The 26,956-nt window shown below is 68.6% G+C and carries 26 protein-coding genes; 13 read left to right on the top strand and 13 right to left on the bottom strand.

The genetic code is table 11. The annotated features are described in order from the left end of the window. The first annotated feature begins 21 nt into the window (after positions 1 to 21). From IFT71_RS09895 to IFT71_RS09870, 6 genes are all read left to right on the top strand, one after another. A complete protein-coding gene (locus IFT71_RS09895; protein ID WP_031440508.1) occupies positions 22 to 666 on the top strand; it encodes a queuosine precursor transporter in 645 nt (214 codons plus the stop codon). Between the two features lie 132 nt (positions 667 to 798). Then, positions 799 to 1,716 carry an acetylglutamate kinase gene (gene argB / locus IFT71_RS09890; RefSeq protein ID WP_056406920.1) on the top strand — a complete coding sequence of 306 codons (918 nt, stop codon included), beginning with the start codon at positions 799 to 801 and terminating at the stop codon, positions 1,714 to 1,716. A 288-nt stretch (positions 1,717 to 2,004) separates the two neighbouring features. Continuing rightward, entirely contained in the window at positions 2,005 to 2,307 is a 303-nt protein-coding gene (locus IFT71_RS09885; RefSeq protein ID WP_031395935.1) for a YggT family protein, read from the top strand. Next, positions 2,304 to 2,600: a DUF167 family protein gene (locus IFT71_RS09880; protein WP_192140604.1), complete on the top strand. Its 297-nt coding sequence runs from the start codon at positions 2,304 to 2,306 to the stop codon at positions 2,598 to 2,600. Before IFT71_RS09885 ends, IFT71_RS09880 begins: the two co-directional genes overlap by 4 nt. A gap of 10 nt (positions 2,601 to 2,610) precedes the next feature. Beyond that, complete coding sequence (gene folD / locus IFT71_RS09875; RefSeq protein ID WP_192140602.1) at positions 2,611 to 3,501, top strand: bifunctional methylenetetrahydrofolate dehydrogenase/methenyltetrahydrofolate cyclohydrolase FolD; 891 nt, start codon at positions 2,611 to 2,613, stop codon at positions 3,499 to 3,501. Continuing rightward, positions 3,498 to 4,118, top strand: coding sequence for a MarC family protein (locus IFT71_RS09870; RefSeq protein WP_192140600.1), 621 nt, complete (start codon positions 3,498 to 3,500; stop codon positions 4,116 to 4,118). Before folD ends, IFT71_RS09870 begins: the two co-directional genes overlap by 4 nt. Positions 4,119 to 4,425: 307 nt before the next feature. Here the strand turns inward: IFT71_RS09870 and IFT71_RS09865 are convergent, their stop codons facing one another. Then, complete coding sequence (locus tag IFT71_RS09865; RefSeq protein ID WP_192140598.1) at positions 4,426 to 6,216, bottom strand: AcrB/AcrD/AcrF family protein; 1,791 nt, start codon at positions 6,214 to 6,216, stop codon at positions 4,426 to 4,428. Positions 6,217 to 6,307: 91 nt separating this feature from the next. Here IFT71_RS09865 and IFT71_RS09860 point away from each other — a divergent pair, with 91 nt between their 5' ends. After that, on the top strand, positions 6,308 to 6,733 hold the full coding sequence (locus IFT71_RS09860) for a GtrA family protein (protein WP_192003263.1): 426 nt from the start codon (positions 6,308 to 6,310) through the stop codon (positions 6,731 to 6,733). A 16-nt stretch (positions 6,734 to 6,749) separates the two neighbouring features. Then, a complete protein-coding gene (locus IFT71_RS09855; RefSeq protein ID WP_183936134.1) occupies positions 6,750 to 7,478 on the top strand; it encodes a class I SAM-dependent methyltransferase in 729 nt (242 codons plus the stop codon). Between the two features lie 38 nt (positions 7,479 to 7,516). On the opposite strand, the gene IFT71_RS09850 is transcribed toward IFT71_RS09855, so the two are convergent. From IFT71_RS09850 to IFT71_RS09835, 4 genes are all read right to left on the bottom strand, one after another. After that, on the bottom strand, positions 7,517 to 7,756 hold the full coding sequence (locus IFT71_RS09850) for a hypothetical protein (RefSeq protein ID WP_056406931.1): 240 nt from the start codon (positions 7,754 to 7,756) through the stop codon (positions 7,517 to 7,519). Between the two features lie 213 nt (positions 7,757 to 7,969). After that, positions 7,970 to 8,962, bottom strand: coding sequence for a glycosyltransferase family 2 protein (locus tag IFT71_RS09845; RefSeq protein WP_192140594.1), 993 nt, complete (start codon positions 8,960 to 8,962; stop codon positions 7,970 to 7,972). A 62-nt stretch (positions 8,963 to 9,024) separates the two neighbouring features. Then, positions 9,025 to 10,836 (bottom strand): DUF885 domain-containing protein, encoded by a 1,812-nt coding sequence (locus IFT71_RS09840; protein ID WP_192140592.1) that lies wholly within the window; start codon positions 10,834 to 10,836, stop codon positions 9,025 to 9,027. Positions 10,837 to 11,353: 517 nt separating this feature from the next. Further along, complete coding sequence (locus IFT71_RS09835; RefSeq protein WP_031394869.1) at positions 11,354 to 13,474, bottom strand: RelA/SpoT family protein; 2,121 nt, start codon at positions 13,472 to 13,474, stop codon at positions 11,354 to 11,356. Between the two features lie 248 nt (positions 13,475 to 13,722). Here IFT71_RS09835 and IFT71_RS09830 point away from each other — a divergent pair, with 248 nt between their 5' ends. Then, positions 13,723 to 14,124 (top strand): winged helix-turn-helix transcriptional regulator, encoded by a 402-nt coding sequence (locus tag IFT71_RS09830; protein WP_042467067.1) that lies wholly within the window; start codon positions 13,723 to 13,725, stop codon positions 14,122 to 14,124. Positions 14,125 to 14,128: 4 nt separating this feature from the next. Here the strand turns inward: IFT71_RS09830 and IFT71_RS09825 are convergent, their stop codons facing one another. Then, positions 14,129 to 14,557 carry an acyl-CoA thioesterase gene (locus IFT71_RS09825; RefSeq protein ID WP_192140588.1) on the bottom strand — a complete coding sequence of 143 codons (429 nt, stop codon included), beginning with the start codon at positions 14,555 to 14,557 and terminating at the stop codon, positions 14,129 to 14,131. Between the two features lie 287 nt (positions 14,558 to 14,844). Beyond that, positions 14,845 to 16,053, bottom strand: a complete 1,209-nt coding sequence (locus IFT71_RS09820) for an LL-diaminopimelate aminotransferase (RefSeq protein ID WP_192140586.1) — start codon at positions 16,051 to 16,053, stop codon at positions 14,845 to 14,847. Between the two features lie 265 nt (positions 16,054 to 16,318). On the opposite strand from IFT71_RS09820, the gene IFT71_RS09815 reads away from it, so the two are divergent. The 3 genes from IFT71_RS09815 to clpS all read left to right on the top strand — a co-directional run bounded on the left by IFT71_RS09815 (position 16,319) and on the right by clpS (position 19,797). Continuing rightward, on the top strand, positions 16,319 to 18,076 hold the full coding sequence (locus IFT71_RS09815; RefSeq protein ID WP_192140584.1) for a PHA/PHB synthase family protein: 1,758 nt from the start codon (positions 16,319 to 16,321) through the stop codon (positions 18,074 to 18,076). A gap of 133 nt (positions 18,077 to 18,209) precedes the next feature. Further along, positions 18,210 to 19,172: a phasin family protein gene (phaP, locus tag IFT71_RS09810; RefSeq protein ID WP_192140582.1), complete on the top strand. Its 963-nt coding sequence runs from the start codon at positions 18,210 to 18,212 to the stop codon at positions 19,170 to 19,172. Between the two features lie 238 nt (positions 19,173 to 19,410). Then, a complete protein-coding gene (gene clpS / locus IFT71_RS09805) occupies positions 19,411 to 19,797 on the top strand; it encodes an ATP-dependent Clp protease adapter ClpS (protein ID WP_081874265.1) in 387 nt (128 codons plus the stop codon). A gap of 54 nt (positions 19,798 to 19,851) precedes the next feature. Here the strand turns inward: clpS and IFT71_RS09800 are convergent, their stop codons facing one another. Then, on the bottom strand, positions 19,852 to 20,586 hold the full coding sequence (locus IFT71_RS09800; protein WP_342212633.1) for a Crp/Fnr family transcriptional regulator: 735 nt from the start codon (positions 20,584 to 20,586) through the stop codon (positions 19,852 to 19,854). A 171-nt stretch (positions 20,587 to 20,757) separates the two neighbouring features. Between IFT71_RS09800 and murA the strand changes: the two genes are divergently transcribed. Next, entirely contained in the window at positions 20,758 to 22,041 is a 1,284-nt protein-coding gene (gene murA / locus IFT71_RS09795; protein WP_031440515.1) for a UDP-N-acetylglucosamine 1-carboxyvinyltransferase, read from the top strand. A gap of 123 nt (positions 22,042 to 22,164) precedes the next feature. Here murA and IFT71_RS09790 read toward each other — a convergent pair whose 3' ends face one another. From IFT71_RS09790 to IFT71_RS09770, 5 genes are all read right to left on the bottom strand, one after another. Then, positions 22,165 to 22,683: a phosphoribosyltransferase gene (locus IFT71_RS09790; RefSeq protein WP_031440516.1), complete on the bottom strand. Its 519-nt coding sequence runs from the start codon at positions 22,681 to 22,683 to the stop codon at positions 22,165 to 22,167. Positions 22,684 to 22,822: 139 nt separating this feature from the next. Further along, positions 22,823 to 24,166: a cystathionine gamma-synthase family protein gene (locus IFT71_RS09785; RefSeq protein WP_373928262.1), complete on the bottom strand. Its 1,344-nt coding sequence runs from the start codon at positions 24,164 to 24,166 to the stop codon at positions 22,823 to 22,825. Between the two features lie 76 nt (positions 24,167 to 24,242). After that, positions 24,243 to 25,007: a peptidoglycan editing factor PgeF gene (gene pgeF, locus IFT71_RS09780; protein WP_192140574.1), complete on the bottom strand. Its 765-nt coding sequence runs from the start codon at positions 25,005 to 25,007 to the stop codon at positions 24,243 to 24,245. Between the two features lie 289 nt (positions 25,008 to 25,296). After that, positions 25,297 to 25,806, bottom strand: coding sequence for a GNAT family N-acetyltransferase (locus IFT71_RS09775; protein ID WP_192140572.1), 510 nt, complete (start codon positions 25,804 to 25,806; stop codon positions 25,297 to 25,299). Further along, a complete protein-coding gene (locus IFT71_RS09770; RefSeq protein WP_192141224.1) occupies positions 25,803 to 26,855 on the bottom strand; it encodes a class I SAM-dependent methyltransferase in 1,053 nt (350 codons plus the stop codon). Before IFT71_RS09770 ends, IFT71_RS09775 begins: the two co-directional genes overlap by 4 nt. Positions 26,856 to 26,956 lie beyond the last annotated feature (101 nt).

The following is a 26,956-nucleotide window of genomic DNA, read 5'->3' as shown; positions in this document are numbered from 1 at the left end:
ATTTCGCTAGCGTCCGGCGCGATGACCACAGACCTTCCCGCGTTCCCGCGTTCGCTCTTCATTTTCTCTGTCCTCTATGGCGGCATGGTGTGCATCGCCGGCGTGCTGGGGGTGAAACAGGTCGCGCTCGGGCCGCTCGCGGTCGAGGCGGGGATCTTCGCGTTCCTGCTGCTGGTGGTGATCAGCAGCGCGATTTCGGAACTGCACGGGCAGAAGACCGCGACGTTCCTGGTGCGGCTGGGGTTCATCCCGCTGCTGGTGTCCGCGGCGCTGATCCAGCTGGTGCTCGCGCTGCCGCATGATCCGGGGATGTACCCGCCCGCGGTCGACGCCTTCCCGGTCGTCGTCGGGCAGGGCGCACGGATGATGATGGCGGGGCTGATCTCCTACGGGATCTCGCAGACGCTCAACGTGCTGATCTTCGCGCGGCTGGCGGGGCCGGTCGGCGGCGAGGGGCGGCTGGTGTGGCTGCGCGGGATGATCGCGAGCATCGTGTCGCAGGTGATCGACACGGTGCTGTTCATCACCATCTCGTTCCTCGGCGCGCGGCCGATCGTCGAGCTGATGGCGGGGCAGATGCTGACCAAGGTGGTGCTGTCGGTGGTGCTGGTGCCGTTTGCGATCACGTTCTTCGTGCGGCTGGGGCGGCGGCTGGACCGGGTTTGAGCGGGCCGGCCACCTGATGTGTCCCCGCGAAGGCGGGGACCCAGACTGGGCTCCCGCCTTCGCGGGAGAACAGGGAGGCAGGCGGGCCCCCGGCGGCTTTCACTCCCTCCCTCAACTGGCTAAGGGGGCGGGATGACCGATCATACGCCCGATCCCGCCCTGCTCGCCAAGGCCGAGACGCTGACCGAGGCGCTGCCCTATCTGCAGCGTTATGCCGGCAAGACCTTCGTCGTGAAATATGGCGGGCACGCGATGGGCGATCCCGAGCTGCAGCGCGACTTCGCCGAGGACATGGTGCTGTTGAAGGCGGTCGGGATCAACCCGGTCGTGGTGCATGGCGGCGGGCCGCAGATCGGCTCGATGCTGAAGCGGCTGGGGGTCGAATCGCGGTTCGTCGACGGGCTGCGCGTGACCGACAAGGAGACCGCGCAGATCGCCGAAATGGTGCTGGCGGGATCGATCAACAAGGAAATCGTCGGCTGGATCGGCCAGGCGGGCGGCCGCGCGGTCGGGATTTCGGGGAAGGACGCCGGCCTCGTCCTCGCGCAGAAGGTCGGGCACGGGCGCGAGCCGGACAAGCTGCAGGGGATCGAGCGGCATGTCGACCTGGGGTTCGTCGGCGAGCCGATCGCGGTCGACCGGACGATCCTCGACACGCTGATCGCCGCGGACATCATCCCGGTGATCGCGCCGATCGGGATCGGGGCGGACGGCCACACCTACAACATCAACGCCGACACGATGGCGGGCGCGATCGCCGCCGCGATGGGCGCGGCGCGGTTCTTCCTGCTGACCGACGTGGTCGGCGTGCTCGACAAGCAGGGCGAATTGCTGACCGATCTGGATCCGGCGAAGATCGCCGAGCTGCGTGCCGACGGGACGATCACCGGGGGGATGATCCCCAAGCTCGAGACGTGCGTCGCGGCGGTCGGGTCGGGCGTCGACGCGGCGGTGATCATCGACGGGCGCGTGCCGCATGCGATGCTGCTGGAGATTTTCACGCGGCAGGGGGCCGGGACGCTGGTGAGTGCGAACGGGCGGGCGCGTTAGGGGGCTTTCTGCCGTCATCCTGGGCTTGATCCGGGATCCAGAGTTACGGGGATGACGCTGCTTGGCTCTGGATCCTGACTTTCGTCAGGATGACGGAGTGGGGGCAGGGTCGCCCCCTTTTTCGTCATCCTGGGTTTGATCCGGGATCCAGGGTTACGGGGGATGACGCTGCTTGGCTCTGGGTCCTGACTTTCGTCAGGATGACGGGTGGGGTTGTTTGGAGGGCGCGGGGTTCTCGTTGTCGGTCCGCTGCCTTATATAAGGCATACACCAGCGGAGACCCTTGCCTTGCTCGCCCTTCTTCAGATCGTCCAGTTGCTGCTCAACCTCGTCTGGTGGGTCATCATGATCCAGGCGGTGATGTCGTGGCTCATCGCGTTCAACATCATCAACACGCAGAGCAATGTCGTCCGGTCGGTATGGGAGGCGCTGCAGCGGATCACCGAGCCGCTCTATCGGCCGATCCGGCGGATCCTGCCCGATTTCGGCACGCTCGACCTGTCGCCGCTCGTCGTGCTGCTGATCCTGTACATCCTGACCAACATCGTCGTGCCCAACATCGCACAGAGCCTGCTCGCCCCCGGGCTGTGAGCGAACCGGCCGCCTGGCGTGCGGTGGACGGCGGTCTGGCGATCGCGGTCCGCGTGACGCCGCGCGGCGGGCGGGATGCGCTGATGGCGGGGACGCCGGAGCATCTGGCCGCAAGGCTCGCGGCGGCGCCGGTCGATGGTGCCGCGAACGCCGCGCTGATCGCGCTGGTCGCCAAAAGCTTCGGCGTGCCCAAACGCGCGGTCACTATCGTCGCCGGCGAGACCGCGCGGCTGAAACGGCTGCATGTCGCGGGCGACACGCCTGCGCTGGCGGAAATCGCCGCCGCGCTTTAGGACGGCGGGCATGAGTGCGACCATCATCGACGGCAAGGCCTTCGCCGCCGGCCTTAGGGCCCGTATCGCCACCGGCGTCACCGCCTTTGCCGCAGCGGCGGGCCGCGCGCCCGGGCTCGCGGTGGTGCTGGTCGGCGAGGACCCCGCGTCCAACGTCTATGTCCGGTCGAAGGGCAAGGCGACGCGCGAGGCGGGGATGGTGAGCGTCGAGCACCGCCTGCCCGCCGATGTCGGGGCCGAGGCGCTGCTCGCGCTGGTCGCCGATCTGAACGCCGATCCGACGATCGACGGGATCCTCGTCCAGCTGCCGCTGCCCAAGCATATCGACGAGCAGGCGGTGATCGCGGCGATCGATCCCGATAAGGATGTCGACGGATTCCACCCGATCAATGCGGGGCGGCTCGCGACGGGCTCGGCGGGGTTCGTGCCGTGCACGCCGCTCGGCTGCGTGATGCTGCTCAAAAGCGTCGTACCGAACCTGAGCGGGATGGAGGCGGTGGTCGTCGGCCGGTCGAACATCGTCGGCAAGCCGATGGCGCAGCTGCTGCTGCGCGAGAGCTGCACCGTGACCGTCGTGCACAGCCGGACACGCGACGTGCGCGCGCATGTCGCCGCCGCGGACATCGTCGTCGCCGCGGTCGGGATCCCGGAGATGATCAAGGGCGACTGGCTGAAGCCCGGCGCGACCGTCATCGACGTCGGCATCAACCGCACCGAGGCGGGGCTGGTCGGCGATGTCGATTTCGCGAGCGCGGTCGGGGTCGCGGGCGCGATCACGCCGGTGCCGGGCGGCGTCGGGCCGATGACGATCGCGTGCCTGTTGCGCAATACGCTGGTGTCCGCCGGGCGACGCGAAGGCGTGGCGATCGACGAGGCGGCGCTCGACCGGGCCGGCGCATGATCGAGCTCTATATCTCGTCGCTGATCACCTTCTTCGTGGTGATCGATCCGCCGGGCTGCGCGCCGATCTATGCCGGGCTGTCGGCGAACGCGTCGGCGACGCAGAAGCGCGCGATGGCGTTCCGCGCGGTCGGCGTGTCGGCGGCGATCCTGTTCGTGTTCGCGCTGTTCGGCGAGGCGTTGCTGAAAGGGCTGGGGATCAGTCTCGCGAGCTTCCGGATCGCGGGCGGGATCATGCTGTTCCTGATCGCGCTGGAAATGGTGTTCGAAAAGCGCACCGAACGCCGCGAGGACCGCGCCGCCAAGGTCGCGAGCGATCCCGAAGCCGACGACGTGTCGATCTTCCCGATGGCGATGCCGATGATCGCGGGGCCGGGTTCGATCGCGTCGGTGATGCTGCTGATGAGCCGCAACAGCGGGATCGAGCGCTCGGCGGTGGTGCTGGCGGCGATGGTGACGATCCTGTTGCTGACGCTGGTCGCGCTGCTCGCGGCGGGGCCGATCATGCGGATCCTGGGCGCGAAGATCGAGGCGGTGATCACGCGGCTGCTCGGCGTGCTGCTGGCGGCGCTGGCGGTGCAGTTCGTGCTGGATGGGTTGTCGGTGGTGTTGCGGTAGGTTCCCTGTCCGTCATCCCGGGCTGGACCCGGGACCCAGGGTTTCGGGCGGTGCTGCTGCTGGGCTCTGGGTCCTGACTTTCGTCAGGATGACGGGGGGTGGTGACGGTGTCGCAGCCCCCTTCGTCATCCCCGCGGAGGCGGGGATCCATAGTCTATGCGTTTGCCGATGAATCGCAGCCTTTGCCAGTCTGGATCCCCGCCTTCGCGGGGATGACGGTTGGTGGCGGGGATGACGGTTGGGGGGCGGGGATGACGGTGGGCGTGCGCGTGCGCGTGCGCGTCCGTCGTGCGTGGGTGCCTGGACCTTAGTCGACCTTGAAGAGGCGGAGGGGGGATTTTGCCGGTAGGGGGAGCGGGGTGAGCCATGCCGGGACCTGGTTCTTCGCCATCTGCGCGTAGAAGCCGTTGGGGCTGCGGGCCTTGTAGTTGGTCGATTCCGCGGCGTTGGGGCAGAGCAGCAACAGGGTCGCGCCGTGGCGTTTGATGATCGCGTGGGCTTCGTCGGGGGTGCGGCCGAAGGCGTGCTGGACGTCGAGGATCGCGGCGCCGTTGCGGTGATAGGGGCCGGCGATCGCGTTGTGGTGCGTGATCGTGATCAGCCGCGGGCCCATGTCGACGAAGGTGAAGATCGTCTGCGCGGGGTATTTGTTCAGCGCGAGCAGCACGGTGGTGCGCAGGCAGTTGCCGGTCGCCATGTTGACGCGCTTTTCATAGCCCTTGGGCTTGCCCACGGGGACGTATTTGAGCGCGATGCCGACGAAGAAGCCCGAGACGATCACCAGCGCGCCCGCGGTGCCGAGCACGCGCACCAGCATCGAGCGGTGGCCGAGCAGCCGGGGGACGATCACCCAGGCGAGCGCGACGCCGCCGGGGACCGCGAGCATCTGCGCCGCGGGACCCGCGCGGACCTGCCACAACAGCATCAGCACCGCGAAGGTGGTGAACAGCGCGACCGCGACCCAGCCGATCGCGCTCGGGCGGCGGCGTGCGCGCCATGCGGCGAACAGCGCGCCGAGCAGGCCGATCACCGGCAGCGTCGCGATCGCGACGCCGGTGCGCCAGCTGTGCTTGTAGATTGGTTTGGCCTCGCGGACATTGTTCAGCCAGTTGCGCTGAAGCTCGGGCGAGACGCCCTCGGGCCGGGCGAGGCATTGCGGGAACATCAGCGCGAAGCCGATCACGATCGCTGCGCCCGCCGCGACCGCGAGCGCGAGACGCACCCCGCGTGATGCCGGGCCGAAGCGCGCGAGCAGGAAGAGGAGCATCCCGGCCGCGATCATGACGCTGAGCCAGACGGGCGTCAGCGCGTCGCAGCGCATCGCCTGGTTCGCGTTCGAGGCGAACAGCGCGAAACCGAGCGTGCTGCCGCCACCCAGGGTCAGCGCATAGACCGCGAGCCGCGGCGCCTCGGCGCGGTCCCAGACCCAGCGCAGGGCGATGATCGCGCCCGCCATCGCGGCATAGGGGAGGAGTTCGAGCCCGATCGACAGCGACACCGCGCTCGCGATCCCGACGAGTGCGCCGCCGCGTCGCGCGCGCGGGTCGCACAGCCCGGCGAGCGTGAGGCTGAGCATCGCGAGCTGCCAGCCGTGATGGTCGATGCGTTCGGGCATGTACATCAGCATCGTCGCGGTCGCGCCGACGAGGAACAGGATCGCGAGCGGCCAGGCGAGCGGGTGGATCAGCCGCCGCACGGTCGCGCCGATGCCGAGCATCGCGATCGACAGCGGCAGCAACGGCGCGATCCCGCAGGCGAGCCGTTCGGCCCAGCTGTTGCTGGTGAACAGGCGGAAGAAGAGGATGAGGCCGGCGATCGGCAGGTCGACGATCCGGCTCCAGTGGATGTCGAAGCCCGCGGGCGGGTTCATCCGGTACTGGCGCAGATCGTACCAGCCCTGGCCGTCGAGCCATGCGCGGACCTGCATCAGGCGCATATTGTCGTCGGTATCGCCGAGCGACAGCCAGCGGACCTGACCCCAGCGGTCGGCCAGCGACCAGGCGGCGACGCCGAGCCATGCCAGCAGCGTCAACGCGACCCAGTGGCGATCGAGCAGGTCGCGCCCCCGCTGCCATGGGGACTGGTGGGGCTGATCCAAAACGCTTTCCTCCTGACCGCGCGCGGACTAATGCGCGGGGCGTGACGTTGAGCGCCGCTGTATCGACGCGCGTGTAAAGAACAAGGCGGGCATGCAGGCGATCAGGCGACAGATGGACCAGATGCGGGCGAGCGGCGTGCTCGGCCAGCTCTTCCGCTTCGGGATTGCGGGCGGGCTGTCGAGCGTGATCTATTCGCTCGTCTATCTGCCGCTGACCAAGTTCGTGTTTCCGCCCGAGCAGGCGGTCGCGGCGGTGCCGTTCGCCTTTGCGGTGGCGGTGACCGCGGGCTATTTCCTGCACAGTCGGTGGAGCTTCAAGGGGCATGCCGCCGAGCCGGGCGGGGCCAAGCACGTCAAGTTCGTGCTGGTGCAGGGGACCGGGCTCGCGCTCAACGCGCTGATCACCTGGGTCGGGACCGCGTTCCTCCATCTGCATCCCTGGGTGCCGCTGGTCCCTGCGGTGTTCCTTGCCGCGATCGTGACGTTCGTGCTCAACCGCTTCTGGGTATTCTCTTGATTATGGCCGATTGCTGATGGACCGCATCGTTTACGACCGGATGGCCGCGCATGATTCCACGCATTGGTGGTACCGCGCGCGCCGCGACATCCTGGCGGATTATCTGACGCGCTATGGCGGCCTGCCGGCGGATGCGAAGATCCTCGAGATCGGCTGCGGGACGGGGCATAACCTGCCGATGCTGGCGGGGTTCGGCGAGATTGACGCGATCGAGATCGACCCGGCGGCGCGCGAGATCGCGAGTGCACGGCTCGGCAAGCCGGTCGGGGCGGCGCCGCTGCCCGAGCTGCCGGGGGTGCCGCGCGGGCATTACGACCTGATCGCGGTGCTCGACGTGGTCGAGCATATCGAGGACGACGTCGCGGCGCTGAAGGCGATGGCGCAGTGCCTCGCGCCCGGGGGCAAGATCCTGATCGCGGTGCCGGCGCACCAGTGGCTGTGGAGCGCGCACGACACGGTCAACCATCACCACCGGCGCTATTCGAAGGCGACGCTGAAGACGGCGATCGCGGCGGCGGGGCTGAAGCCCGACAAGCTCGGCTATTTCAACTCGCTGCTGTTCCCGCTGGCGGCGGCGGCGCGGATCGCCGGGCGGCTGTCGGGTCGCGACGACAGCGACGATTCCCCGCCCGCCAAGCCGCTGAATGCGCTGTTCGAGCGGATCTTCCGGCTGGAGCGGCATCTGGTCGGGCGGGTGCCGATGACGCCGGGGGTTTCGATCGTGACGCTGGCGGTGCCGGGGTAGGGGGTGAGGGGAGCGCGACACCGTGTCTGCGCTCTCCATCACTCCTGCTGGTCGGGTGATTGCCGATATCTGTCCGGGATCGGACGGACGAACGCCGCCAGGACGCACCCGACGATCAGCGCGCCGAGCTTCACCAGGTCGAAAGAGTCGCCGTTCTGCACGGTCTCGATCAGGCCGGTCAGTGCGAGCCAACCGATCGCGAACGACAGAAATGGCGTCATGGCCATACGCAGCCGCGGAGGGAGCCTGTTCGCCAACCGTGCCGTTACCGTCGCCATCCCAATCTCCTCTGTGAGAAGACATGTCACGATGGTCTTCTGTCCGCAATCGGGCGACGCGCCGCCCCATGTTCGTTCGCCCTGAGCGGCGTCGGAGGGTGGGTGCCGGGGGGCGGTGCTTCGACTTCGCTCAGCACGAACGGGGACTTTGCGAGCCGGTGCTTGCGGGGTGGGGCCCCACCCCAACCCCTCCCCTGAAGGGGAGGGGCTTTTTTAAGTAACGGGGGTTTCTGGGGGTTCGGCGCGGAAGCCTAGGGTGGCCTTGCCCTGGATGGGGCCGGCGATGTCGGCGACGATGTAGAGCGGGCGGCGTTTGGATTCGACGTAGAGCCGGCCGAGATATTCGCCGATCATGCCGAGCACGAACATCTGCACCGCGCCCAGAAACACCGTCACCAGCATCGTCGAGGTCCAGCCCTGCACCGCGCTGCCCGAGAGCCAGCCGATCGCGATGTAGACGAACAGCAGCAGCGAGACGCCGGTGAGCGCGAGGCCGGCATGGCTGGCGAAGCGCAGGGGGGCGGTCGAGAAGCCGGTGACCGCGTCGAAGGCGAGCCGCATCATCTTGGCGAGCGGATAGTTGGTCTCGCCCGCATGCCGCTCGGCGCGGTCATAGGCGAAGGGGATCTGGCGGAAGCCGATCCAGGCGACCATGCCGCGGATGAAGCGCGCCTGTTCGGGCAAGGACAGGAACGCGTCCAATGCGCGCCGGCTCATCAGCCGGAAATCGCCGGTGTCGACCGGGATCGGCGTGTCGGTCATCTTGGTCAGCAGCCGGTAGAAGGCGGCGGCGGTGGCCTTCTTGAACACGGTCTCGCCCGCGCGCTGGCGGCGGACGGCGTAGACGACGTCGGCCTGCTGCTCGGCCATCGCGGCGCGCATCTGGGGAAGGAGCTCGGGCGGATCCTGGAGATCGGCGTCGATGATCAGGATCTGCTCGCCCGCGCACAGATCGAGCCCGGCGGTGAGCGCGAGCTGATGTCCGTGGTTGCGCGACAGGTTGATCGCGACGAGCCGCGGATCGGCGGCGGCGAGACGCTGCATCACCGACCAGCTGTCGTCGCGCGAGCCGTCGTTGATCAGGACGATCTCGTAATCCTCGCCGACCGCGCTCTGCGCCGCGCCCGATATGCGCGCGTGGAGGAGGTCGAGGCAGGCGGCCTCGTTGTAGCAGGGGACGACGACGGAGAGCGCGGGACGGTGCATCCCCGCTCTCTAGCCGCCCCCGCGCGCGGCGTCATCGTTTGTTCTTGGGGGAGGATTAAGCGTCAGGCCTTGGCCAGCGCGGTGGCGCGGGCTTCGACGAGGCGTTCGAGGATCGTGAGGGGGACGGCGCCGTCGCGCAGGACTTCGTGGAACTGCTTCACGTCGAACTTGTCGCCGAGGATCTTCTTCGCGGTGTCGCGGGCGCGGAGCCAGCTGATGTGGCCGAGCTTGTAGCTGCAGGCCTGGCCCGGCATCGTGCAGTAACGCTCGATCTCGCGCTGCGAACGGGGGCGGGCGAAGCCGACGGTGTCGACGAAATAGTCGGTCGCCTGTTCGCGCGTCCAGCGCTTGGCGTGGAGGCCGGTGTCGGCGACGAGGCGCGCGGCGCGGAAGAGGAAGGACTGGAGATAGCCGGCGCGTTCGATCGGGCCGGCATAGCCGCCGAGCTCGTCGGCGAGCTGTTCGGCATAGAGCGCCCAGCCCTCGACATAGGCGCCGAAGAACGAGAATTTGCGCAGCAGCGGCGTGTCGAGCCCGGCGACGAGGCTGAGCTGGAGATGATGCCCCGGCACGCCCTCGTGATAGGTGAGCGAGGGGAGCGTGTATTTGGGCCAGTCGGCGACGCTTTTCAGGTTGATGAAGTAGATGGCGGGGCGCGACCCATCGAGCGCGGCGAGCCGGTAATAGCCGTTCGAGGCGCCGTCCTGGATATCGGTCGGGACCGCGCGAATCTGCAGCGGGGCGGACGGCGGGTTTATGAACGCCTGGGGGAGCTTGGCCTGCATCGCGGCGAGCCCGGTGTTGAGCCCGGCGATGAGGTCGGTGCGGCCGGCGGGCGTGTCGGGATAAAGCTGTGCCGGGGTGGCGTTGAAGGCGGCGAGGCGTGCGCCGATGCTGCCCTTGGTCAGGCCTTGTGCCTTGAGGATGGTGTCGAGTTCGGCGCCGATCTGCGCGACCTGGTCGAGGCCGAGCTTGTGGACCTCGTCGGGGGTGAAGTTGGTGGTGGTCGCCTGGGCGAGCGCGGCGGCGTAGATCGCGTCGCCGCCGGGGACCGCCCAGAGACCGGCCTCGGCGCGGGCCGTGGTGCGGAGCTGCTTGACCAGCGCGATCTGGCGGTCGAGCGCGGGATAGACCTTGTCCGTCACGAGCGCGGTGGCGCGGCGGTCCCAGTCGCCGGTCAGCCCGGCGGCCTTGCTGCGCGTCGCGACCGAGGTGACGAGACCGCTCTGCGCGGGCGCGGGCGCGCGGAGCGCCGCCATCTGGCCGAGCGCGAGGTCGAGCGAGAAGCCGGGGGCGACGAGGCCGCGTTTCGCGCGCTCGGCCTGCGTCGCGGTGTCGCCGTCGAGCGCGGTCGCGAACGCGTCGAGCCGCGCGCAATAGGCGTCGGCGTCGGCGGCGGTCCTGATGACGTGCGCGCTGTCGAGGAAGTCGGGGACGTCGAAATAGGCGCCGTCCTGCTGGCTGATGACATAGGGGTTGGTGGGGGAGCCGAGCCCGAACCGCTCGGCGGCGGCGCGCTGCTGGTTTTGCGAATAGAGCACCACCTCGCGGTTGAGGCGGCCGGCGTCGGAGAGCGTGGCGGGGGCGACGGCCTCGATCTGCGCGATCGTGCGGGTGGTGCGCGCGAGGTTCGCCCTGACCGCGCCGGGGGTGTAATCGCCGAGCCGGCTTTTCAGCGCGGCGTTCGCGCCCTTGTCGAGCCCGAGCTGGGTGGCGAATTCGGGGGCGTATTTGAGGTTCGCGTCGAAGATCGCAGTCAGCAGCGCGTCGAGCTTGGCGTCGCCGGGGGTGGCGCCGGCGGCGAGGGCGGCGCGGGGGACGAGGGCGAGCGTGGCGAGCATGCTCGCGGACGAGAGGAAGGCGCGACGGTTCATGTGATGGGTCCCCCGGGGTGTTGCGGGGGATAGTAGCCGGGGATCTGTGCGGGGCAAGCGCGGGGGGGCGTGTGGGGGATGCGGGGCGTGTCCTGCCGCGTCGTCATCCCCGCGGAGGCGGGGATCCATAGGCTATGCGTTTGGTGATGGATCGCCGGCGGTCGCCAGTCTGGATCCCCGCCTGCGCGGGGATGACGGGGGGGGGTGGCTCTCCCCTTTCGTCATCCTGGGCTCGACCCAGGATCCAGGGTTACGGGCGTCGCGCTGCTTGGCTCTGGATCCTGACTTTCGTCAGGATGACGGTGGGGTGGGGGGCACGTTCGCGCGCTTCGTCGGCGGGGGCGGGGTGAGGGAGTGTCTGCCCGCGCCGTCATCCCCGCGGAGGCGGGGATCCATAGGCTATGCGGTTGGTGATGGATCGCCGGCGGTCGCCAGTCTGGATCCCCGCCTCCGCGGGGATGACGGCGAGGGGGTCGGGGACTGGGGTGAGGACGGCGGGGGGCGGGCCGCTTTCCCCTTACACGCGTTCGACGGTGTTGACGGCGTCGGCGGCGCGGAGGCCGGCCATGAGGCGCATGAGTTGCTGGATGTCGTGGACCTCGACGTCGATCTCGTTGGTGTGGAAGCTGGTGTCGCGCGTGTCGAGGCGGAGGTTGATGATGTTGGCCATGTGCGTGCCGATGATCGACGCGACCACGCCGAGCGAGCCGGGCTCGTTCTTGACCATCACCGAGATGCGCGCGACCGCGCCTTCGGTCTTTTCGCCCCAGGCGACGTCGACCCAGTCGGTCTCGTTCTCGGTCCGCTCGGCGAGTTCGGCGAGCACGCGGCAGTCGATCGCATGGACCTCGATCCCCGCATCGGGGCGGCGCAGCCCGACGATGCGGTCGCCCGGCACCGGGTGGCAGCAGGTGGCGAGGTCATAGGCGACGCCCGGGGTCAGCCCCTTGATCGAGATCGCGCTCGACTGCGGGGCGACCGCATGGCCGAGATCGGCGCCGGTCGAGCCGGGCATCAGCGCCTCCATCACCTGTTCGTCGGACACGGTGCGGCGCGCGATCGCGACCATCAGCGCGCCCTCGTCGGCGAATTTGAGCCGCTTGAGCGCGGGCTCGGTCGCGTCGGGGCCGATCGGGGCGGGGAGGCGCGAGGCGATGTCGTCGAACAGCGTGCGGCCAAGCGCCTCCTGCTCGACGCGTTCCTTGTGGCGCAGATGGCGGCGGATCGCGGCGAGCGCCTTGCCGGTGGTGGCGACGTTGAGCCAGTGGGGTTGCGGCGACTGGCCCTTCGAGCGCAGGATCTGCACCTGGTTGCCGTTTTCAATCACGGTCGAGAGCGGCACGACGCGGCCGTCGATCTTCGCGCCGACCGCCTGGTCGCCGAGATCGGTGTGGACCGCATAGGCGAAGTCGATCGGCGTCGCGCCCTTGGGCAGCTGGATCAGTTCGCCCTTGGGGGTGAAGGCGAAGATGCGGTCGGCGTACATCGCCATCCGCGTGTGTTCGAGCAGCTCCTCGGGGCTTTCGGCGGTGTCGAGGATCTCGACCAGGTCGCGGATCCAGCTGACCTGATGCTCGCCGCCGCCGATCGTCTGGCCGCCGCTCTTCTGCTTGTACGCCCAGTGCGCGGCGAGGCCGAATTCGGCCTGGGCGTGCATCGCCTCGGTCCGGATCTGGATCTCGATGCGCGCATTGTCGGCATGGATCACGCTGGTGTGGAGCGAGCGATAGCCGTTGCGCTTGGGCGTCGAGATGTAATCCTTGAACCGGCCGGGCACCATCGGCCAGCGCTGGTGGATGATGCCGAGCGCGGCGTAGCAGTCCGCTTCGGTCGGGACGATCGCGCGGAACGCCATCACGTCGGACAATTGCTCGAAATTGATGTGCCGTTCGGACATCTTGCGGAAGATCGAATAGGGATGCTTCTCGCGCCCCGCGACCTCCGCCTCGATGCCGGCGCGCGACAGCACGAGTTTGAGCCCCGAGGCGATCTTGGCGATGCGGTTGCCGTCGCCGTCCTTCAGCTGTTCCAGCCGGCGGTTGATCGATTCGGAGGCCTCGGGTTCGATCTGTTCGAAGGCGAGCGTCTGCATCTCGCGCATGAACTCGTACATGCCGATCCGCTCGGCGAGCGGCGCGTAGATGTCCATCGTCTCCTTGGCGATGCGACGGCGCTTCTCGGGCTTGGCGATGTGATGCAGCGTGCGCATGTTGTGCAGCCGGTCGGCGAGTTTCACCAGCAACACGCGGATGTCGTCGGACATGGCGAGCAGGAACTTGCGCAGATTTTCGGCGGCGCGCTCGTTCTCGGTCTGCGCCTCGATCTTGCTGAGCTTGGTGACGCCGTCGACCAGCCGCGCGACCGACGGGCCGAACAGGCGCGTGATCTCCTCGGGCGTGGCGACGGTATCCTCGATGGTGTCGTGGAGGATCGCGGTGGCGATCGTCTCGTCATCGAGATGCAGATCGGTGAGGATGCCCGCCACCTCGATTGGATGGCTGAAATAGGGATCGCCGCTCGCACGCTTCTGCGACCCGTGCGCCTGCATCGAAAACACATAGGCGCGGTTCAGCAGGGCCTCGTCGGCATCGGGATCGTAATCGAGGACTCGATCGACGAGTTCATATTGGCGCAACACCGGACATAGATGGGGCCGCAGCGTGTTGCTTTGCAACCAAAAGCGTCCGGTCACCGTGATAGACGCACTCGATGAGCGCATCGCGCGGCGGAATGCTATAGGCTAGACCGGGGTCGGGGGGAGCCGGGACGATGGGGATTTCGGGGGGGATTTCGCGGGGAATTTCGCGGGGAATTTCGCGGGGAATTTCGCGGGGGACTTTGCGCGAGCCGCTGCGGGAATGCAGCCTGCCGGCGGCGCTCGAGGCGATGGGGGAGCGCTGGTCGTTCCTGATCCTGCGCGCGGCGTTCAACGGGCTGCATCATTTCGAGGAATTCCAGGCCGAGCTCGGCATCGCGCGCAACATCCTGGCGAACCGGCTCGCGCGGCTGGTCGAGCACGGCATCCTCGCGCGGCGGCCCTTGCCCGAGGATCGCCGCAAGATCGCCTATGGGCTGACCGAAAAGGGCTTTGCGCTGCTGCCGACGATGATCGCGCTCCGGCAATGGGGCGAGCGGTGGGAGACGCGGATCCCGGCCTTCCCGATCCTGGTCGATGCGCGCGACCGGCAGCCGATCGAACAGGTCGCGGTGCGCGCGCATGACGGCCGCGTGCTGGGCCGGGGCGAACTGATCTGGGCGCTGCCGGGGGAGATCGGCGCGACGGACTGAGCGGTCAGGCGGGGGTGGCGAGCCGCGCGATATGGTCGCGGATCGCGGGCGGCAGGCTCGCGGGGCGGCCGGTCGCGAGATCGACATGGACGCTGACCATCATGATCACGGTGTGGAGCGCGCCGGTAGCGGCATGCGTCAGCTCGATCCGCTTGGTGAGGCTCGACGTGCCGACCCGCTCGATCCGGACATGCGCCGCGATCGTGTCGCCGAGCCGGAAGGGCGCGAGATAGTCGATCTCGGTGCGGCGGACGTTGAATTCGGTGTCGTCCCAGCCGGGCACCGCGGCGGCGATCCCGCTCCAGTCCCAGAAGTCGGTGATCGCGACATCGGCATATTCGAGATAGCGCGAGTTGAAGACGATCTTCTGCCCGTCGATCTCGGCGTAGCGGACGCGCAGGGTGGTGGAGAAGGCGAAGCCGGGGCGGGTCATGGCTTTGGGGGATGGCTGGGGCGGGGGGTGGCGTCAACCTTCGGGGGGCATGGCCACCCGCTTCGTCATCCCCGCGGAGGCGGGAGTCCATAGTCTATGCGGGTGCGGCTGGACTCGCGGGCGTTCGCCGGTCTGGATCCCCGCCTGCGCGGGGATGACGGTTTGGGGTGGGGGTGCTGCTCTTCCCGCCGTTATCCTGGACTTAATCCGGGACTCAGAGCCACGGGCGGAGTGCTGCGTGGCTCTGGGTCCTGACGTTCGTCAGGATGACGGGTGGGGGCGGCGGGTCAGCCGGCGCCCTGGGCGGGGGTGTTGACGCCCATGCTCTGGAGGTAGCGTTTGACGTTGCGCGCGGCCTGGCGGAGGCGTTGTTCGTTTTCGACCATCGCGATGCGGACATAGCCCTCGCCATTTTCGCCATAGCCGACGCCGGGCGCGACCGCGACGTGCGCGTGGGTGAGGAGCTGCTTGGTGAATTCGAGGCTGCCGAGATGCGCGAGCGCGGGCGGCAAGGGGGCCCAGGCGAACATCGAGGCGCGCGGCGAGGGGATGTCCCAGCCGGCGCGGCCGAAGCTTTCGACGAGCACGTCGCGGCGCTTGTGATAGAGCTCGCGGTTGCGCGCGACGATGTCCTGCGGGCCGTTCAAGGCGGCGCAGGCGGCGGCCTGGATCGGGGTGAAGGCGCCGTAATCGAGATAGCTCTTCACCCGGGCCATCGCCGCGATCAGCGTCTTGTTGCCGACCGCGAAGCCGATCCGCCAGCCCGCCATCGAATAGGTCTTGCTGAGCGAGGTGAACTCGATCGCGACGTCCTTGGCGCCCTTGACCTGAAGGATCGAGGGGGTCGGATTGCCGTCATAATAGAGCTCGGAATAGGCGAGGTCGGAGATGATCCAGACCTTGTTCTCCTTCGCCCAGGCGACGAGCCGTTCGTAGAAGGCGAGGTCGACCGCCTCCGCGGTCGGGTTGGACGGATAGTTGACGACGAGGATCGACGGGCGCGGCACGGTGAACGCCATCGCGCGCTCGAGGCTCTCGAAATAGGCGTCGTCGGGGGTGGTCGGCACCGCGCGGATCGTCGCGCCGGCGATGATGAAGCCGAAGGTGTGGATCGGATAGGACGGGTTGGGCGCGAGCACGACGTCGCCGGGCGCGGTGATCGCGGTGGCGAGGCTGGCGAGCCCTTCCTTCGAGCCCATCGTCACGACGACCTCGGTCTCGGGATCGACATCGACGCCGAAGCGGCGGCCATAATAATTGGCCTGCGCCTTGCGGAGGCCGGGGATGCCGCGCGACTGCGAATAGCCGTGCGCGCCGGGCTTGCTGGCGACCTCGACGAGCTTGGCGATGACGTGATCGGGCGGCGGCAGGTCGGGATTGCCCATGCCGAGATCGATGATGTCCTCGCCGCCCGCCCGCGCCGCCGCCCGCATCGCGTTCACTTCGGCGATGACATAGGGTGGCAGGCGTTTGATGCGGTAGAAATCGTCGGACATGATCGGCCCCGAGCTGGAGGAAGGGGTGCTGTACCGTATGCCGCGGGGGGCGTCATCCACCGCGTTTGGGTTGTGGTGGGAAAGGTGGGGGGGGGCCTGCCCTTCTTCGTCAACCCGGGTTCGACCCGGGACCCAGGGTGGCGGGCGTGTGCGCTGCTTGGCTCTGGGTCCTGACTTTCGTCAGGATGACGAGGTGGGTGGGGTGCGGGTGTGCTTTCGCCGGGTGGGGGAGTGGGTTAGGCTTGGGCAAAAGGAGAGGTTGCCCATGTCCGAGACGCCGGGGATTGCCGCACCGACGCTGGCCGAGCTGCAGCACTGGACCTGGGTGATGGGGCGCGCGCAGCAGATGATGATGGCGCAGGGGCTCGATGCGATCACCGCGCCGCTCGATGCGGCAGTGCCGGAGGCGATGGTGGTGCCGGGGTTCAACGATCCGGCGACGATTGCGCGGGTGCGCGATTTCTGGCGGGACGGCTTTGCCTTGTGGCAGCAAATGCTGGTGCCCCCGGGGGGCGGCGCGGCGCCCCAGCCCGAGCCCGGGCCCGCGACCGACAAAAGGTTCAAGGCGGCGCAGTGGCGCGAGCCGGTGTTCGACCTGATCCGGCAGAGTTACCAGACGATCGGCGACCAGATGCTGCGCAGCGTCGACGCGGTCGAGGGGCTGGAACCGCGGCAGAAGGAGCAGCTGCGCTTTGCGACGCGCGGCTTCGTCGATGCGATGAGCCCGACCAACTTCGCGCTGACCAATCCCGAGGTGATCGAGAAGACGATCGAGACGCGCGGCGCCAACCTGTTGCAGGGCCTGCAGAACATGATGGCGGACATCGGCCGCGGGCAGCTCAGCCACACCGCACAGGGCAGCTTCGAGCTGGGCCGCAACCTGGCGATGACGCCGGGCAAGGTCGTGCTGCGCACGCCGCTGTACGAGCTGATCCATTATGCGCCGACCACCGAGCGCGTGCAGGCGACGCCGCTGGTGATCTTTCCGCCGTGGATCAACCGCTTCTACATCCTCGACCTGAACCCCGAAAAGAGCTTCATCCGCTGGGCGGTCGAGCAGGGCCTGAGCGTCTTCATGGTGTCGTGGAAGTCCGCGGATGCGAGTATGAAGGACGTGATCTGGGACGATTATGTCGCCGCGCAGATCGAGGCGATCGAGACGGTGCGCGGCCTGCTCGACGTGCCCGCGGTGCACACGATCGGCTATTGCGTGGCGGGGACGACGCTGGCCGCGACGCTGGCGGTGCTGAGCGCGCGGGGGCAGGCGGACCGCGTCGCGAGCGCGACGTTCTTCACAGCCCAGGTCGATTTCGCGGATGCGGGCGAGCTCGCGCATTTCATCGACGACGAGCAGATCGCGCTGCTCGGCACGCTGTCGCCCGAGGGGTTTCTCGACGGGCGCTACATGGCGGCGACGTTCAACCTGCTGCGCGGGCGCGACCTGATCTGGAATTACGTCACCAACAACTATCTGCTCGGCAAGGACTATGTGCCGTTCGACCTGCTCCACTGGAACGGCGACACGACCAATCTGCCGGCGAAATGGCACAAGGCCTATCTGACCGACCTGTACCGCGACAATCTGCTGGTCGAGCCGGGCGCGATGGTGGTGGGCGGCACGCCGGTCGACCTCGGCCGTGTGACGACGCCGGCCTATGTCCAGGCGGGGCGCGAGGATCATATCGCGCCGGCGGCGAGCGTGTGGAAGCTGACGACCGCGCTGTCGGGGCCGGTTCGCTTCGTGCTGGCGGGGTCGGGGCATATCGCGGGCGTGGTCAACCCGCCCGCCGCAGGGAAATATCAATATTGGACGCTGGATCCGGCGGGCGCCGAAACGCCTTCGAGCCTCGACGCGTTCGTCGCCGCGGCGGTCGAGACCAAGGGGAGCTGGTGGCCCGACTGGGTCGCGTGGCTGCGCGCGATGGGGGACGAAACGGTCGCGGCGACGGGGGCGCGGATTACCGGCGAAGGCGCGCTGCCCGCGCTTGGCGAGTCGCCGGGAGACTATGTGCGGATGCGGTGAGCACAGGCCGCGTCCAGCGCCCGTTAACCAACACGTTGAATCGGGGAATATATTGCACTGCACAATGACGATTGTCGGGGCGTTGCAACTGTGATATATTGCGACGCAACACGATAAGGCGGGGGCAGATGTGATGCGGGGGTCTGGTTCGAAGTCGGGCGATCGCGGGACGGTCAAATCCGTCGCGCCGGCGCGAGCCAAGCGAGTCGCCAAGCCCGTCGCGTTGCCCCCGGCCGAGATGGTCGCGGCGGTTGAGACGGCCCCGGTCGCGGAGCCTACCCCGGTCGCGGAGCCTACCCCGGTCGCGGAGCCTACCCCGGTCGCGGAGCCTACCCCGATCGTCGAGCCGGCTCCGGTAGCCGTGCAAGCCCTCGAAATCGCACCGCCCGAGACGGCGCCCGTCGCGCCTCCCGAGACTGTGCCCGAGATGGCTGTCGCTGCGGTCGAGGGGGGGGCGGGGATCGCTGCGGCGGACATCGCCGCGCAGCCCGTGAGCCCCGACGAGGCACAGCCCGCCACGTCCGACGACGCACAGCCTGTGAGCACCGACGAGGTGCCGCCCGCCGTGACCGGCGTCGCGGTGCCGCTTGCAACACCCGTTTCGACACCAGCAGACATCGTCGTTCCCGTCGGAGCGGCGCGTACAGGAAAGGATGGCATGATGAATTTCGACACCGGCACGATCGAAAAGACCCAGGCAATGTTCGCCGACCTCTCGACCCGCGCGAAGGGCGCGATGGAGAAGAGCGCGGCTGCTTTCGAGGACGCCAATGCGTTCGCCAAGGGCAATATCGAGGCGATCGTCGAATCGTCGAAGATCGCCGCCAAGGGCGCCGAGACGCTGGGGCATGAGGTTTCGGCCTATGCCAAGGCGTCGTTCGAGGGCGCGACCGAGGCGATGAAGACGCTCGCCGCGGCGAAGTCGCCGACCGAGTTCATGAAGCTGCAGGGCGATTACATGCGCACCGCGTTCGACACGCTGATCGCGGACAGCGCGCGTTCGACCGAGATGATGATGAAGATGGCGGGCGAGATCACGCAGCCTTTGTCCAACCGGGTCGCGCTGGCGACCGAGAAGATGAAGATCGCCAACTGAGCCGGTGACCGGGGTCGGCGCCGCGCGCGCCGCCTCCGGCCGGACGCGAGACGGGAGGGGCAGGCAGGGGATCCCTTGCCTGCCCCTTTTGCGTGGCGCTTGTGTCTTACGCTTTTGCCGGGCCCTTTTGCCGGGCCTCATAGGTTGCCCTTTTAGCGGGCGGGGCTTGCTCTTCGACCATCAGGTGCCATATTTTCACGTCATGGCGCTGACACCGAAAATACTGGTTCCGATGACGATGACCGAGCGACGCTATAGCCGTGTTGAAGATGGGATCCGTGCCGAAGACGGGAATTCCGACGGCAACGGGGATTCCGGCGGCAACGACCGGGGCAATGTCGGCATCGCGACCAAGACGCGGTCGCGCACCAAGCAGCCGACGCCGTACCGGGTGCTGATGCTCAACGACGATTACACGCCGATGGAATTCGTCGTGCTGTGCCTGCAGCGCTTCTTCCGCATGGACATGGAGGCGGCGACGCGGGTGATGCTCCACGTCCACCAGAAGGGCGTCGGCGTGTGCGGGACGTTCAGCTACGAGGTCGCCGAGACCAAGGTCAGCCAGGTGATGGATTTCGCGCAGCAGAACCAGCACCCGCTGCAGTGCACGCTCGAAAAGGCGTGATCGCGCGGCTTTGAGCGCGCGTCGGGCGCTGGGCCCCCCGCCGGGCCAGGGCGTTCAGCGCGCGGGCGGGAGCCAGCGCAGGTCGAGACCGTCGAACCGGTTCACATAATTGGCGGCGCGCAGCAGCGCGGTCTCGTCGGTGAACGACACGCGGCCAGCACCACGCGCGATCAGCCCGTCCTCCTCGAGCTGGCGGAGCATGCGGTTGACATGGACCGCGGTCAGTCCGGTCGCGTCGCCAATCTCCTCCTGCGTCAGCGGGAGTGCAAAGTCGGTGGTCGCAGCCTGTCCGGTCAGCCGGATGCGGTTGCGGATCTCGAGCAGCAGCGCAGCGACGCGGACCTTGGCCGAGGTCCGGCCGAGGGCTGCGAGCCGGTCGGTCAGCGCGACCTTTTCCATCTGGTTCATCACCATGATGACCGCCGCGAGCCGCGGGTGTTCGGTCAGCAGCCCCGCCATCAGCGTCCGGTCGAACGGGCAGACGGTCAGGTTGGTCATTGCGACGATCGTCTCGGGCGAGTCGCGATAGACCAAAGCCGAGGCCGCGAGCATGTCGCCGGGAAACAGGAAGCGCAGGATCTGGCGGCTGCCGTCGTCGAGCAGGACATAGCTCATCGCCATGCCGCGCTGGAGGATGAAGAGCTCGGCCATCGGGTCGTGCTCGCGCAACAGGATCGTGCCGCGACGCACCTCGCGCGGGCGCTCCTCGAGGCGCGTCAGTGCCGTCGTCTCGCTCTCGGTCAAGGTGATGAAATCGCCGAGACGTTCGGCGAAGCAGCTGTGCGACACTTTAATCGGCTCCCCGTCCTCGCACCAATGAGCAAACCCCTCGATTTTGCGCATTAAAGTCGATCAATAGGGCCGGTATGAACCGCTTTTGATCGCCCGCCAAGCGTGCCTCCCCGCACCCGCCACGCGGCTGGGCTTGCGCGGATCGTGCGGGGCGATAGACAGCCGGGGATGGACCGTATTCTCATTCGCGGCGGCAACCGCCTGACCGGGCGCCTGCCCATTTCCGGCGCGAAGAACGCCGCGCTCACGCTGATGCCCTGCGCATTGCTGACCGAGGAGCCGCTGACGCTGCGCAACCTGCCGCGGCTGGCCGACGTCGACGGGTTCGGGCATCTGCTCAACCAGCTGGGCGCGTCGACCGCGATCCAGGGGACGCGGCCCGAGGATTTCGGGCGGGTGATGACGATCCGCGCGGGCAACCTGACCTCGACCGAGGCGCCCTACGACATCGTGCGCAAGATGCGTGCGTCGATCCTCGTGCTCGGGCCGCTGCTCGGGCGCGGCGGCGAGGCGACGGTGTCGCTGCCCGGCGGCTGCGCGATCGGCAACCGGCCGATCGACCTGCATCTGCGCGCGCTCGAGGCGATCGGCGCCGAGCTGGAGATGGCGGCGGGCTATGTGAAGGCGACCGCGCCCGGCGGGCGGCTGACCGGCGGGCGCTATCGCTTCCCGATCGTGTCGGTCGGCGCGACCGAGAATGTCGTGATGGCGGCGGTGCTCGCGCGCGGGACCAGCGTGATCGAGAATGCGGCGCGCGAGCCCGAGATCGTCGACCTGTGCCGCTGCCTCGTCGCGATGGGCGCGTCGATCGACGGGATCGGCACCGAGACGCTGACGATCGAGGGCCGCGACCGGCTGCACGGCGCGACCTATGCGGTGATGCCCGACCGGATCGAGGCGGGCAGCTATGCCTGCGCGGCGGCGATCACCGGCGGCGACCTCGAGCTGACCGGCGTGACCGCGTCGGACATGGGCGCGACGCTCGACGCGCTGGTCGAGGCGGGGGTGAGCGTCACCCCGACCAAGGACGGCATCCGCGTCGCGTCGGACGGGCATCTCCAGCCGCTGACGCTGTCGACCGCGCCTTATCCGGGGTTTGCGACCGACATGCAGGCGCAGTTCATGGCGATGCTGTGCAAGGCGGACGGCGCGAGCGTGCTGACCGAGACGATCTTCGAGAACCGTTACATGCACGTGCCCGAGCTGGCGCGGATGGGCGCAGACATCCAGGTGCGCGGCCGCACCGCGGTGGTGCGCGGCGTCGACAAGCTGGTCGGCGCGCCGGTGATGGCGACCGACCTGCGTGCGTCGATGAGCCTGATTTTGGCGGGTCTGGCGGCGGATGGCGAGACGTCGGTCGGGCGGGTGTATCATCTCGACCGGGGGTATGAGCGGCTCGAGGAGAAATTGAGCGCGGTTGGGGCGGATATCGAGCGGGCCAGCGACGGGTGAGGTTTGGGGCGTCGGACGTCCCTCCTCCGTCATCCTGACGAAAGTCAAGATCCAGAGCCATTAAGCGCAGCGTCTGTAACTCTGGATCCTGACTTTCGTCAGGATGACGGTCTTGGGCGCGCGTCAGGCGATGCGGTCGGGGACTTCGGCGGCGTCGTGTTCGATCGTGGTGGCGGGGGCGACGGCTTCCCAGGGGAAGACGAACCAGTCCTTGGTGTCGCGGCGGTCGATCGTGCGCGCGGTGTAGTCGATGCGTTCGGCGGAGCTGAGATTGTCGATCAGCGTCGCGAAGCGGATCGCGCCGGGCGTCGCACCCGCGGCGGCGAGGGCGGTGCGCAGATGCGTGATCGTGCGGCCGGAATCGTTGATGTCGTCGAGGAACAGCAGGCGCTCGCCCGACTGGGTGCGCGCGGCGAGCTTGACGAGCGGCTGGTCGGCGAAATCCTCGACCTGGCTCGAATAGTCGACCGAGAGCGTCGGGAGGCCGATCGCGTGGCTGAGGAAGACCGCGGGGACGAGGCCGCCGCGGCCGATGCCGATGATGAAATCGGGGGTCCAGTCGGCGTCCGCGCGCAGCTGTGCGGCGAGGGTGTGGATCGCGGCGACGAAGTCGTCCTGCGGGATGGGGGTGAAGATCGGCATCCGTTGCGCTTTAACGGGTGGGGGGCGCTGGGGCCAGCCGGTGTTCGGTGCGGGCGGGTTTGCTGGGCTCTGGGTCCTGACTTTCGTCAGGATGACGAGGAGGGGGGGGCGCCCGCTGGTTTAGCGGGCGCCCGGTTGGTCAGATCGCTTCGAGCGCTTGCGTGAAGTCGGCGATCAGGTCGTCGGCATCCTCGACGCCGATCGAGATGCGCACCAGATTGTCGGTGATGCCCAAAGCCTGTTTGCGCGCGTCGGGGACCGAGAGGTGCGTCATGCCGGCGGGGTGGCTGGCCAGCGTTTCGGTGCCGCCGAGCGAGACCGCGAGTTTCGCGATCTTGAGCGCGTCGAGAAAGGCGAAGCTCTCGCGCTCGCCGCCCTTGAGGTAGAGCGAGAAGGTCGAGCCGCCGCCGGTGCAGTGGCGGCGATAGATGTCGGCCTGACGCTCGGCGCCGGGTTCGTCGGCGAGGAAACCGAGATAGCCGACGCGCTCGACCTTGGGGTGATGCCGCAGATAGGCGCAGACCTTGGCGGCATTCTCGCCCGCTCGGCTCATGCGGAGCTCGAGCGTCTCGAGACTGCGCAGCAGCATCCACGCGGTGTTGGGATCGGTGATCGTGCCGATCGTGTTGCGCATCGTCCGGATCGTGTTGATGTGCGCCTTGGTGCCGAGCACGCCGCCCGCGACGAGATCCGAATGGCCGCCGACATATTTGGTCAGCGAATAGACGACGATGTCCGCGCCGTGCTTGAGCGGCTGGAACCAGAGCGGTCCGAGGAAGGTGTTGTCGATCGCGATCGGCGGCTTTTCGTCACCGAAGATCGCGTCGCGGCTGGCGGCGACGGCTTCGACATCGACCAGCGCGTTGGTCGGGTTGGCGGGGCTTTCGAGATAGATGAGCGCGACATTGCCGGTCGCGGCCTCGGTCATCACCGCGTCGATCTCCTCGCGGGTGGCGCCGGCGGGGAAGTCGAGCCACTTGACCCCGAACTTGCCGAGCACGCGGCCGATCAGCGTCTCGGTCGCGGCGTAGAGCGGCCCCGAATGGACGATCGTGTCGCCGGGCTTGACCATCGCGAGGAACAAGGTGGCGATCGCGGACATGCCGGACGAGAAGGCGAGCGCGTCCTCCGCCTCTTCCCAGACGCCGAGGCGATCCTCGAGGATCTCCTGGTTGGGGCCGTTGAAGCGCGAATAGACGAGGCCCTCGGCACCGCCCGGACGCTTGCCGGTGACGCCCTCGAAATGGCGCTTGCCCGCGGCGGCATTGGGGAAGACGAAGGTCGAGGTGAGGAAGATCGGGGGCTTGAGTGAGCCTTCGGACAGCGACGGGTCGTAACCATGGCCCATCATCAGCGTCGAGGGCTTCAGCTTGCGGCCGCCGATCTTCTCGACCTCGGGCTTGGGGGCGACGCGCGCGGCGACGCCGGTGAGGTCGGCTTCGGTCTCGGCGGGCATGCCGGTGGGGGTCGGGGTATCGGACATTCTAGGCTCCTGCATGACCCGTCTGGTGCGGGCCGATGCGGCGAGCCTAGCGATGCGCAGCCGGTTTGGGGAGGCGTCAGAGGCCGATGATACTGATCTGGCGACCATAAGTGGGTTCGCCGCGATGGGTCGCACGGCGATAGCTGAAGAAGGCGTCGTCTTCGGTGTAGGTGTCGCGGCCGAGCGCCTCGACCCGGCCGACCCCCGCGGCGGCGAGCCGGTTGACGACATAGGCCTCGAGATCGAACTGGTAATGGTCGGTGCGGGCATCCGCGAAGAAGCGTTCGTTCTCGGGATCGGCCTCGCAGAAGCGGCGGAGGAAGCCGGTGTCGACCTCGTAGCTGGCGCGCGCGATGCACGGGCCGACCGCGGCGACGATCCGGTCGCGGCGCGCGCCGATCGCCTCCATCGCGAGCAGGGTCGCGTCGGTGACGCCGCCGAGCGCGCCCTGCCAGCCGGCATGCGCGGCGCCGACGATCCCCGCCTCGCTGTCGGCGAAGAGGACGGGGGCGCAGTCCGCGGTGAGGATGCCGAGCGCGAGCCCGGGGCGGTCGGTGACGAGCGCGTCGGCGCGCGGGCGGAATGTGTCGTCGACGGGGGCGGTGATCGTCACCGCCTCGGCCGAGTGGATCTGGTAGAGGCCGACGAGCTGTGCGCCGGGGAGGACGGCGTCGGTCGCGCGGCGGCGATTCTCGGCGATCGCGGTGGGGGAATCGTCGGAGCCGGTGCCGGTGTTGAGGCTGGCATAGGCGCCGGTCGAGACTCCGCCGGTGCGGGTGAGGAAGCCGTGGGGGATGGGGGCGAGGGATTTTGCGCGGATGGGGGTGGGGGCGGGATTCATGCTCGGATGTCCTGTCTGTGGTCCAGCACCACCCCGGCGGAGGCCGGGGCCCAGTTGGGGGACGGTTGTGATGGGGGGTGGCGCTTCATTACCGGGGACGTGCCAACTGGGCCCCGGCCTTCGCCGGGGTGGGGGTCTGGGGGTGAGGCACCGGCGTGCTGCGGTTCCCCGGCGGAGGCCGGGGTCCAGGTGGGGGGCGGTTGTGACTGGGGGCATCGCGTCGTTACCGGGGCTTTCCCAACTGGGCCCCGGCCTTCGCCGGGGTGGAGGTTGGGGTGGAGGTGCCGCGTCACAGCGCCAGGCGGAGGATGCGGTCGTCGTCCGCCTTCTCGCCGACCATGAAGACGTAGCGGCCGATCTCGGTGAAGCCGTAGCGCTGGTAGAAGCGGTGGGCGCGGTGGTTGTCGACATAGACGCTGAGGATCATCTCGGTCCGGGCGTCGGCGCGCGCGGTGGCGAGCGCCCAGTCCATCAGCGCGGGGCCGACGCCGGCGCCGTGCCGGTCGGCGCGGACATAGAGCTGGTAGAGTTCGACCGCGGTGGCGGGCCAGTCGCCGGGGAAGGCGACCGGGCCGGTCTTCGCGAAACCGACGATCTCACCCTCGTCGAGCGCGATATGGATGCGGAAGGCGGGGTCGCCGATCTGCGACGGCAGGCCCTGCGGCCCGAACGCCTGGTCGAGGAAGGCGGCAAGATCCTGCGGGCGGTAGAGCGTGCCGAACGTCTCGGTGAACGACGCGCGCGCCATGGCGGCGAGCGCGGGGCCGTCGGCGGGGCGCGCGTCGCGATAGGTGATCATGCGAAGGCGGCCGGGTTGGGCCAGCCGGGCGACGTGATCGCGAGCGCTTTGAACAACGACCCCATGTCGTCCATCAGCCGGCGGCGGTCGGCGGCGAGCGCTTCGGCACGGTCGGGCGAGGCCTTGGCGAGCGCGGACGTGCGCGTGTCGATGCCGAGACCGCCGAGCAGGTCGCGCTGTGCGACGGGGCCCCAGGCGACCGCGCCATCGGCCTGCGCGGCGGCGGCGAGCGTGGTGAAATCGACATGCGCGGTCAGGTCGTGCTCGCCCGGTGCCTCGAACGGGTTGGCAAAGGCGTGCGCGCGGACCGCCTGGAGCGTGTCGCCGAGCGCGGGGCCTTCATAGCCGTAATCGATCGCGAGCAGCGCGCCGCCCTGTGCGACGAGGCGTTTGGCGAGCGCGCGGACGATGCCGACCGCGGCGGGGGCGGTCTCGAGGATCGATCCGGCGGGCGCGTCGCGGAAGGGCTCGGGGATGACCGCGTCGGGAAGCGGCTTGCCCGCGATCGGGAGGAACAGCAGGTCCTGCGCGGCGACGAGGCGTTCGTGCCAGGCGTCCTCGCGTTTCAGCAACTGGCGGATCGGCAGCGCGTCGAAGAATTCGTTCGCGACGACGATCAGCGGAAGCTCGGTCGGCAGCGTGTCGATGGCGTCGTGCCAGGTCGCGGCAGGGACGCGCTCGGCCTGCGCGGTGCGGAGCGCGGGGCTGGTTTCTACGAAATGGACGGGGGGCACGAGGCCGGCCTTGGCCATGGCGCGGAGTGCGTCGGCGGCGAGCGTGCCGCGGCCGGGGCCGAGCTCGACCCAGGCGATGTCCGGGCGGCCGGCGCGGTCCCACAGATCGGCGCACCACAGGCCGAGGAGCTCGCCGAACATCTGGCTGATCTCGGGCGCGGTGGTGAAGTCGCCTGCGGTGCCGAGCGGGTCGCGGGTCGCGTAATAGTGCGCGTTGGCGGCGGCCATGTACTGCGCGACGGGGACGGGGCCGGCGAGGGTGATCGCGCGGGCGAGGCGTTCGGGGAGGGCGGTGTCGGGGGTGGATTCAGTCATCATGTACTTCTCTACCTCCCCGGCGGAGGCCGGGGCCCAGTTGGGGGACGGTGATGACGGGGGGCAGCACGCTCGTCACCTGGGCCTTCCCAACTGGGCCC

The sequence above is a fragment of the Sphingomonas sp. CFBP 13733 genome (assembly GCF_014841795.1).
Taxonomy (GTDB): domain Bacteria; phylum Pseudomonadota; class Alphaproteobacteria; order Sphingomonadales; family Sphingomonadaceae; genus Sphingomonas; species Sphingomonas aerolata.
Note: the sequence above shows the minus strand (reverse complement) of the source record. Positions and strands in the feature narration are given on the sequence as shown.

Bases quoted from the DNA above. Each gene is read 5' to 3' on its own strand.
- IFT71_RS09895 (WP_031440508.1), top strand. From the start codon at position 22: ATGACCACAGACCTTCCCGCGTTCCCGCGTTCGCTCTTCATTTTCTCT.
- argB (WP_056406920.1), top strand. From the start codon at position 799: ATGACCGATCATACGCCCGATCCCGCCCTGCTCGCCAAGGCCGAGACG.
- folD (WP_192140602.1), top strand. From the start codon at position 2,611: ATGAGTGCGACCATCATCGACGGCAAGGCCTTCGCCGCCGGCCTTAGG.
- IFT71_RS09870 (WP_192140600.1), top strand. From the start codon at position 3,498: ATGATCGAGCTCTATATCTCGTCGCTGATCACCTTCTTCGTGGTGATC.
- IFT71_RS09860 (WP_192003263.1), top strand. From the start codon at position 6,308: ATGCAGGCGATCAGGCGACAGATGGACCAGATGCGGGCGAGCGGCGTG.
- IFT71_RS09855 (WP_183936134.1), top strand. From the start codon at position 6,750: ATGGACCGCATCGTTTACGACCGGATGGCCGCGCATGATTCCACGCAT.
- IFT71_RS09850 (WP_056406931.1), bottom strand. From the start codon at position 7,756: ATGGCGACGGTAACGGCACGGTTGGCGAACAGGCTCCCTCCGCGGCTG.
- IFT71_RS09845 (WP_192140594.1), bottom strand. From the start codon at position 8,962: ATGCACCGTCCCGCGCTCTCCGTCGTCGTCCCCTGCTACAACGAGGCC.
- IFT71_RS09840 (WP_192140592.1), bottom strand. From the start codon at position 10,836: ATGAACCGTCGCGCCTTCCTCTCGTCCGCGAGCATGCTCGCCACGCTC.
- IFT71_RS09830 (WP_042467067.1), top strand. From the start codon at position 13,723: ATGGGGGAGCGCTGGTCGTTCCTGATCCTGCGCGCGGCGTTCAACGGG.
- IFT71_RS09825 (WP_192140588.1), bottom strand. From the start codon at position 14,557: ATGACCCGCCCCGGCTTCGCCTTCTCCACCACCCTGCGCGTCCGCTAC.
- IFT71_RS09820 (WP_192140586.1), bottom strand. From the start codon at position 16,053: ATGTCCGACGATTTCTACCGCATCAAACGCCTGCCACCCTATGTCATC.
- IFT71_RS09815 (WP_192140584.1), top strand. From the start codon at position 16,319: ATGTCCGAGACGCCGGGGATTGCCGCACCGACGCTGGCCGAGCTGCAG.
- phaP (WP_192140582.1), top strand. From the start codon at position 18,210: ATGCGGGGGTCTGGTTCGAAGTCGGGCGATCGCGGGACGGTCAAATCC.
- clpS (WP_081874265.1), top strand. From the start codon at position 19,411: ATGACCGAGCGACGCTATAGCCGTGTTGAAGATGGGATCCGTGCCGAA.
- murA (WP_031440515.1), top strand. From the start codon at position 20,758: ATGGACCGTATTCTCATTCGCGGCGGCAACCGCCTGACCGGGCGCCTG.
- IFT71_RS09790 (WP_031440516.1), bottom strand. From the start codon at position 22,683: ATGCCGATCTTCACCCCCATCCCGCAGGACGACTTCGTCGCCGCGATC.
- IFT71_RS09785 (WP_373928262.1), bottom strand. From the start codon at position 24,166: ATGTCCGATACCCCGACCCCCACCGGCATGCCCGCCGAGACCGAAGCC.
- pgeF (WP_192140574.1), bottom strand. From the start codon at position 25,007: ATGAATCCCGCCCCCACCCCCATCCGCGCAAAATCCCTCGCCCCCATC.
- IFT71_RS09775 (WP_192140572.1), bottom strand. From the start codon at position 25,806: ATGATCACCTATCGCGACGCGCGCCCCGCCGACGGCCCCGCGCTCGCC.
- IFT71_RS09770 (WP_192141224.1), bottom strand. From the start codon at position 26,855: ATGACTGAATCCACCCCCGACACCGCCCTCCCCGAACGCCTCGCCCGC.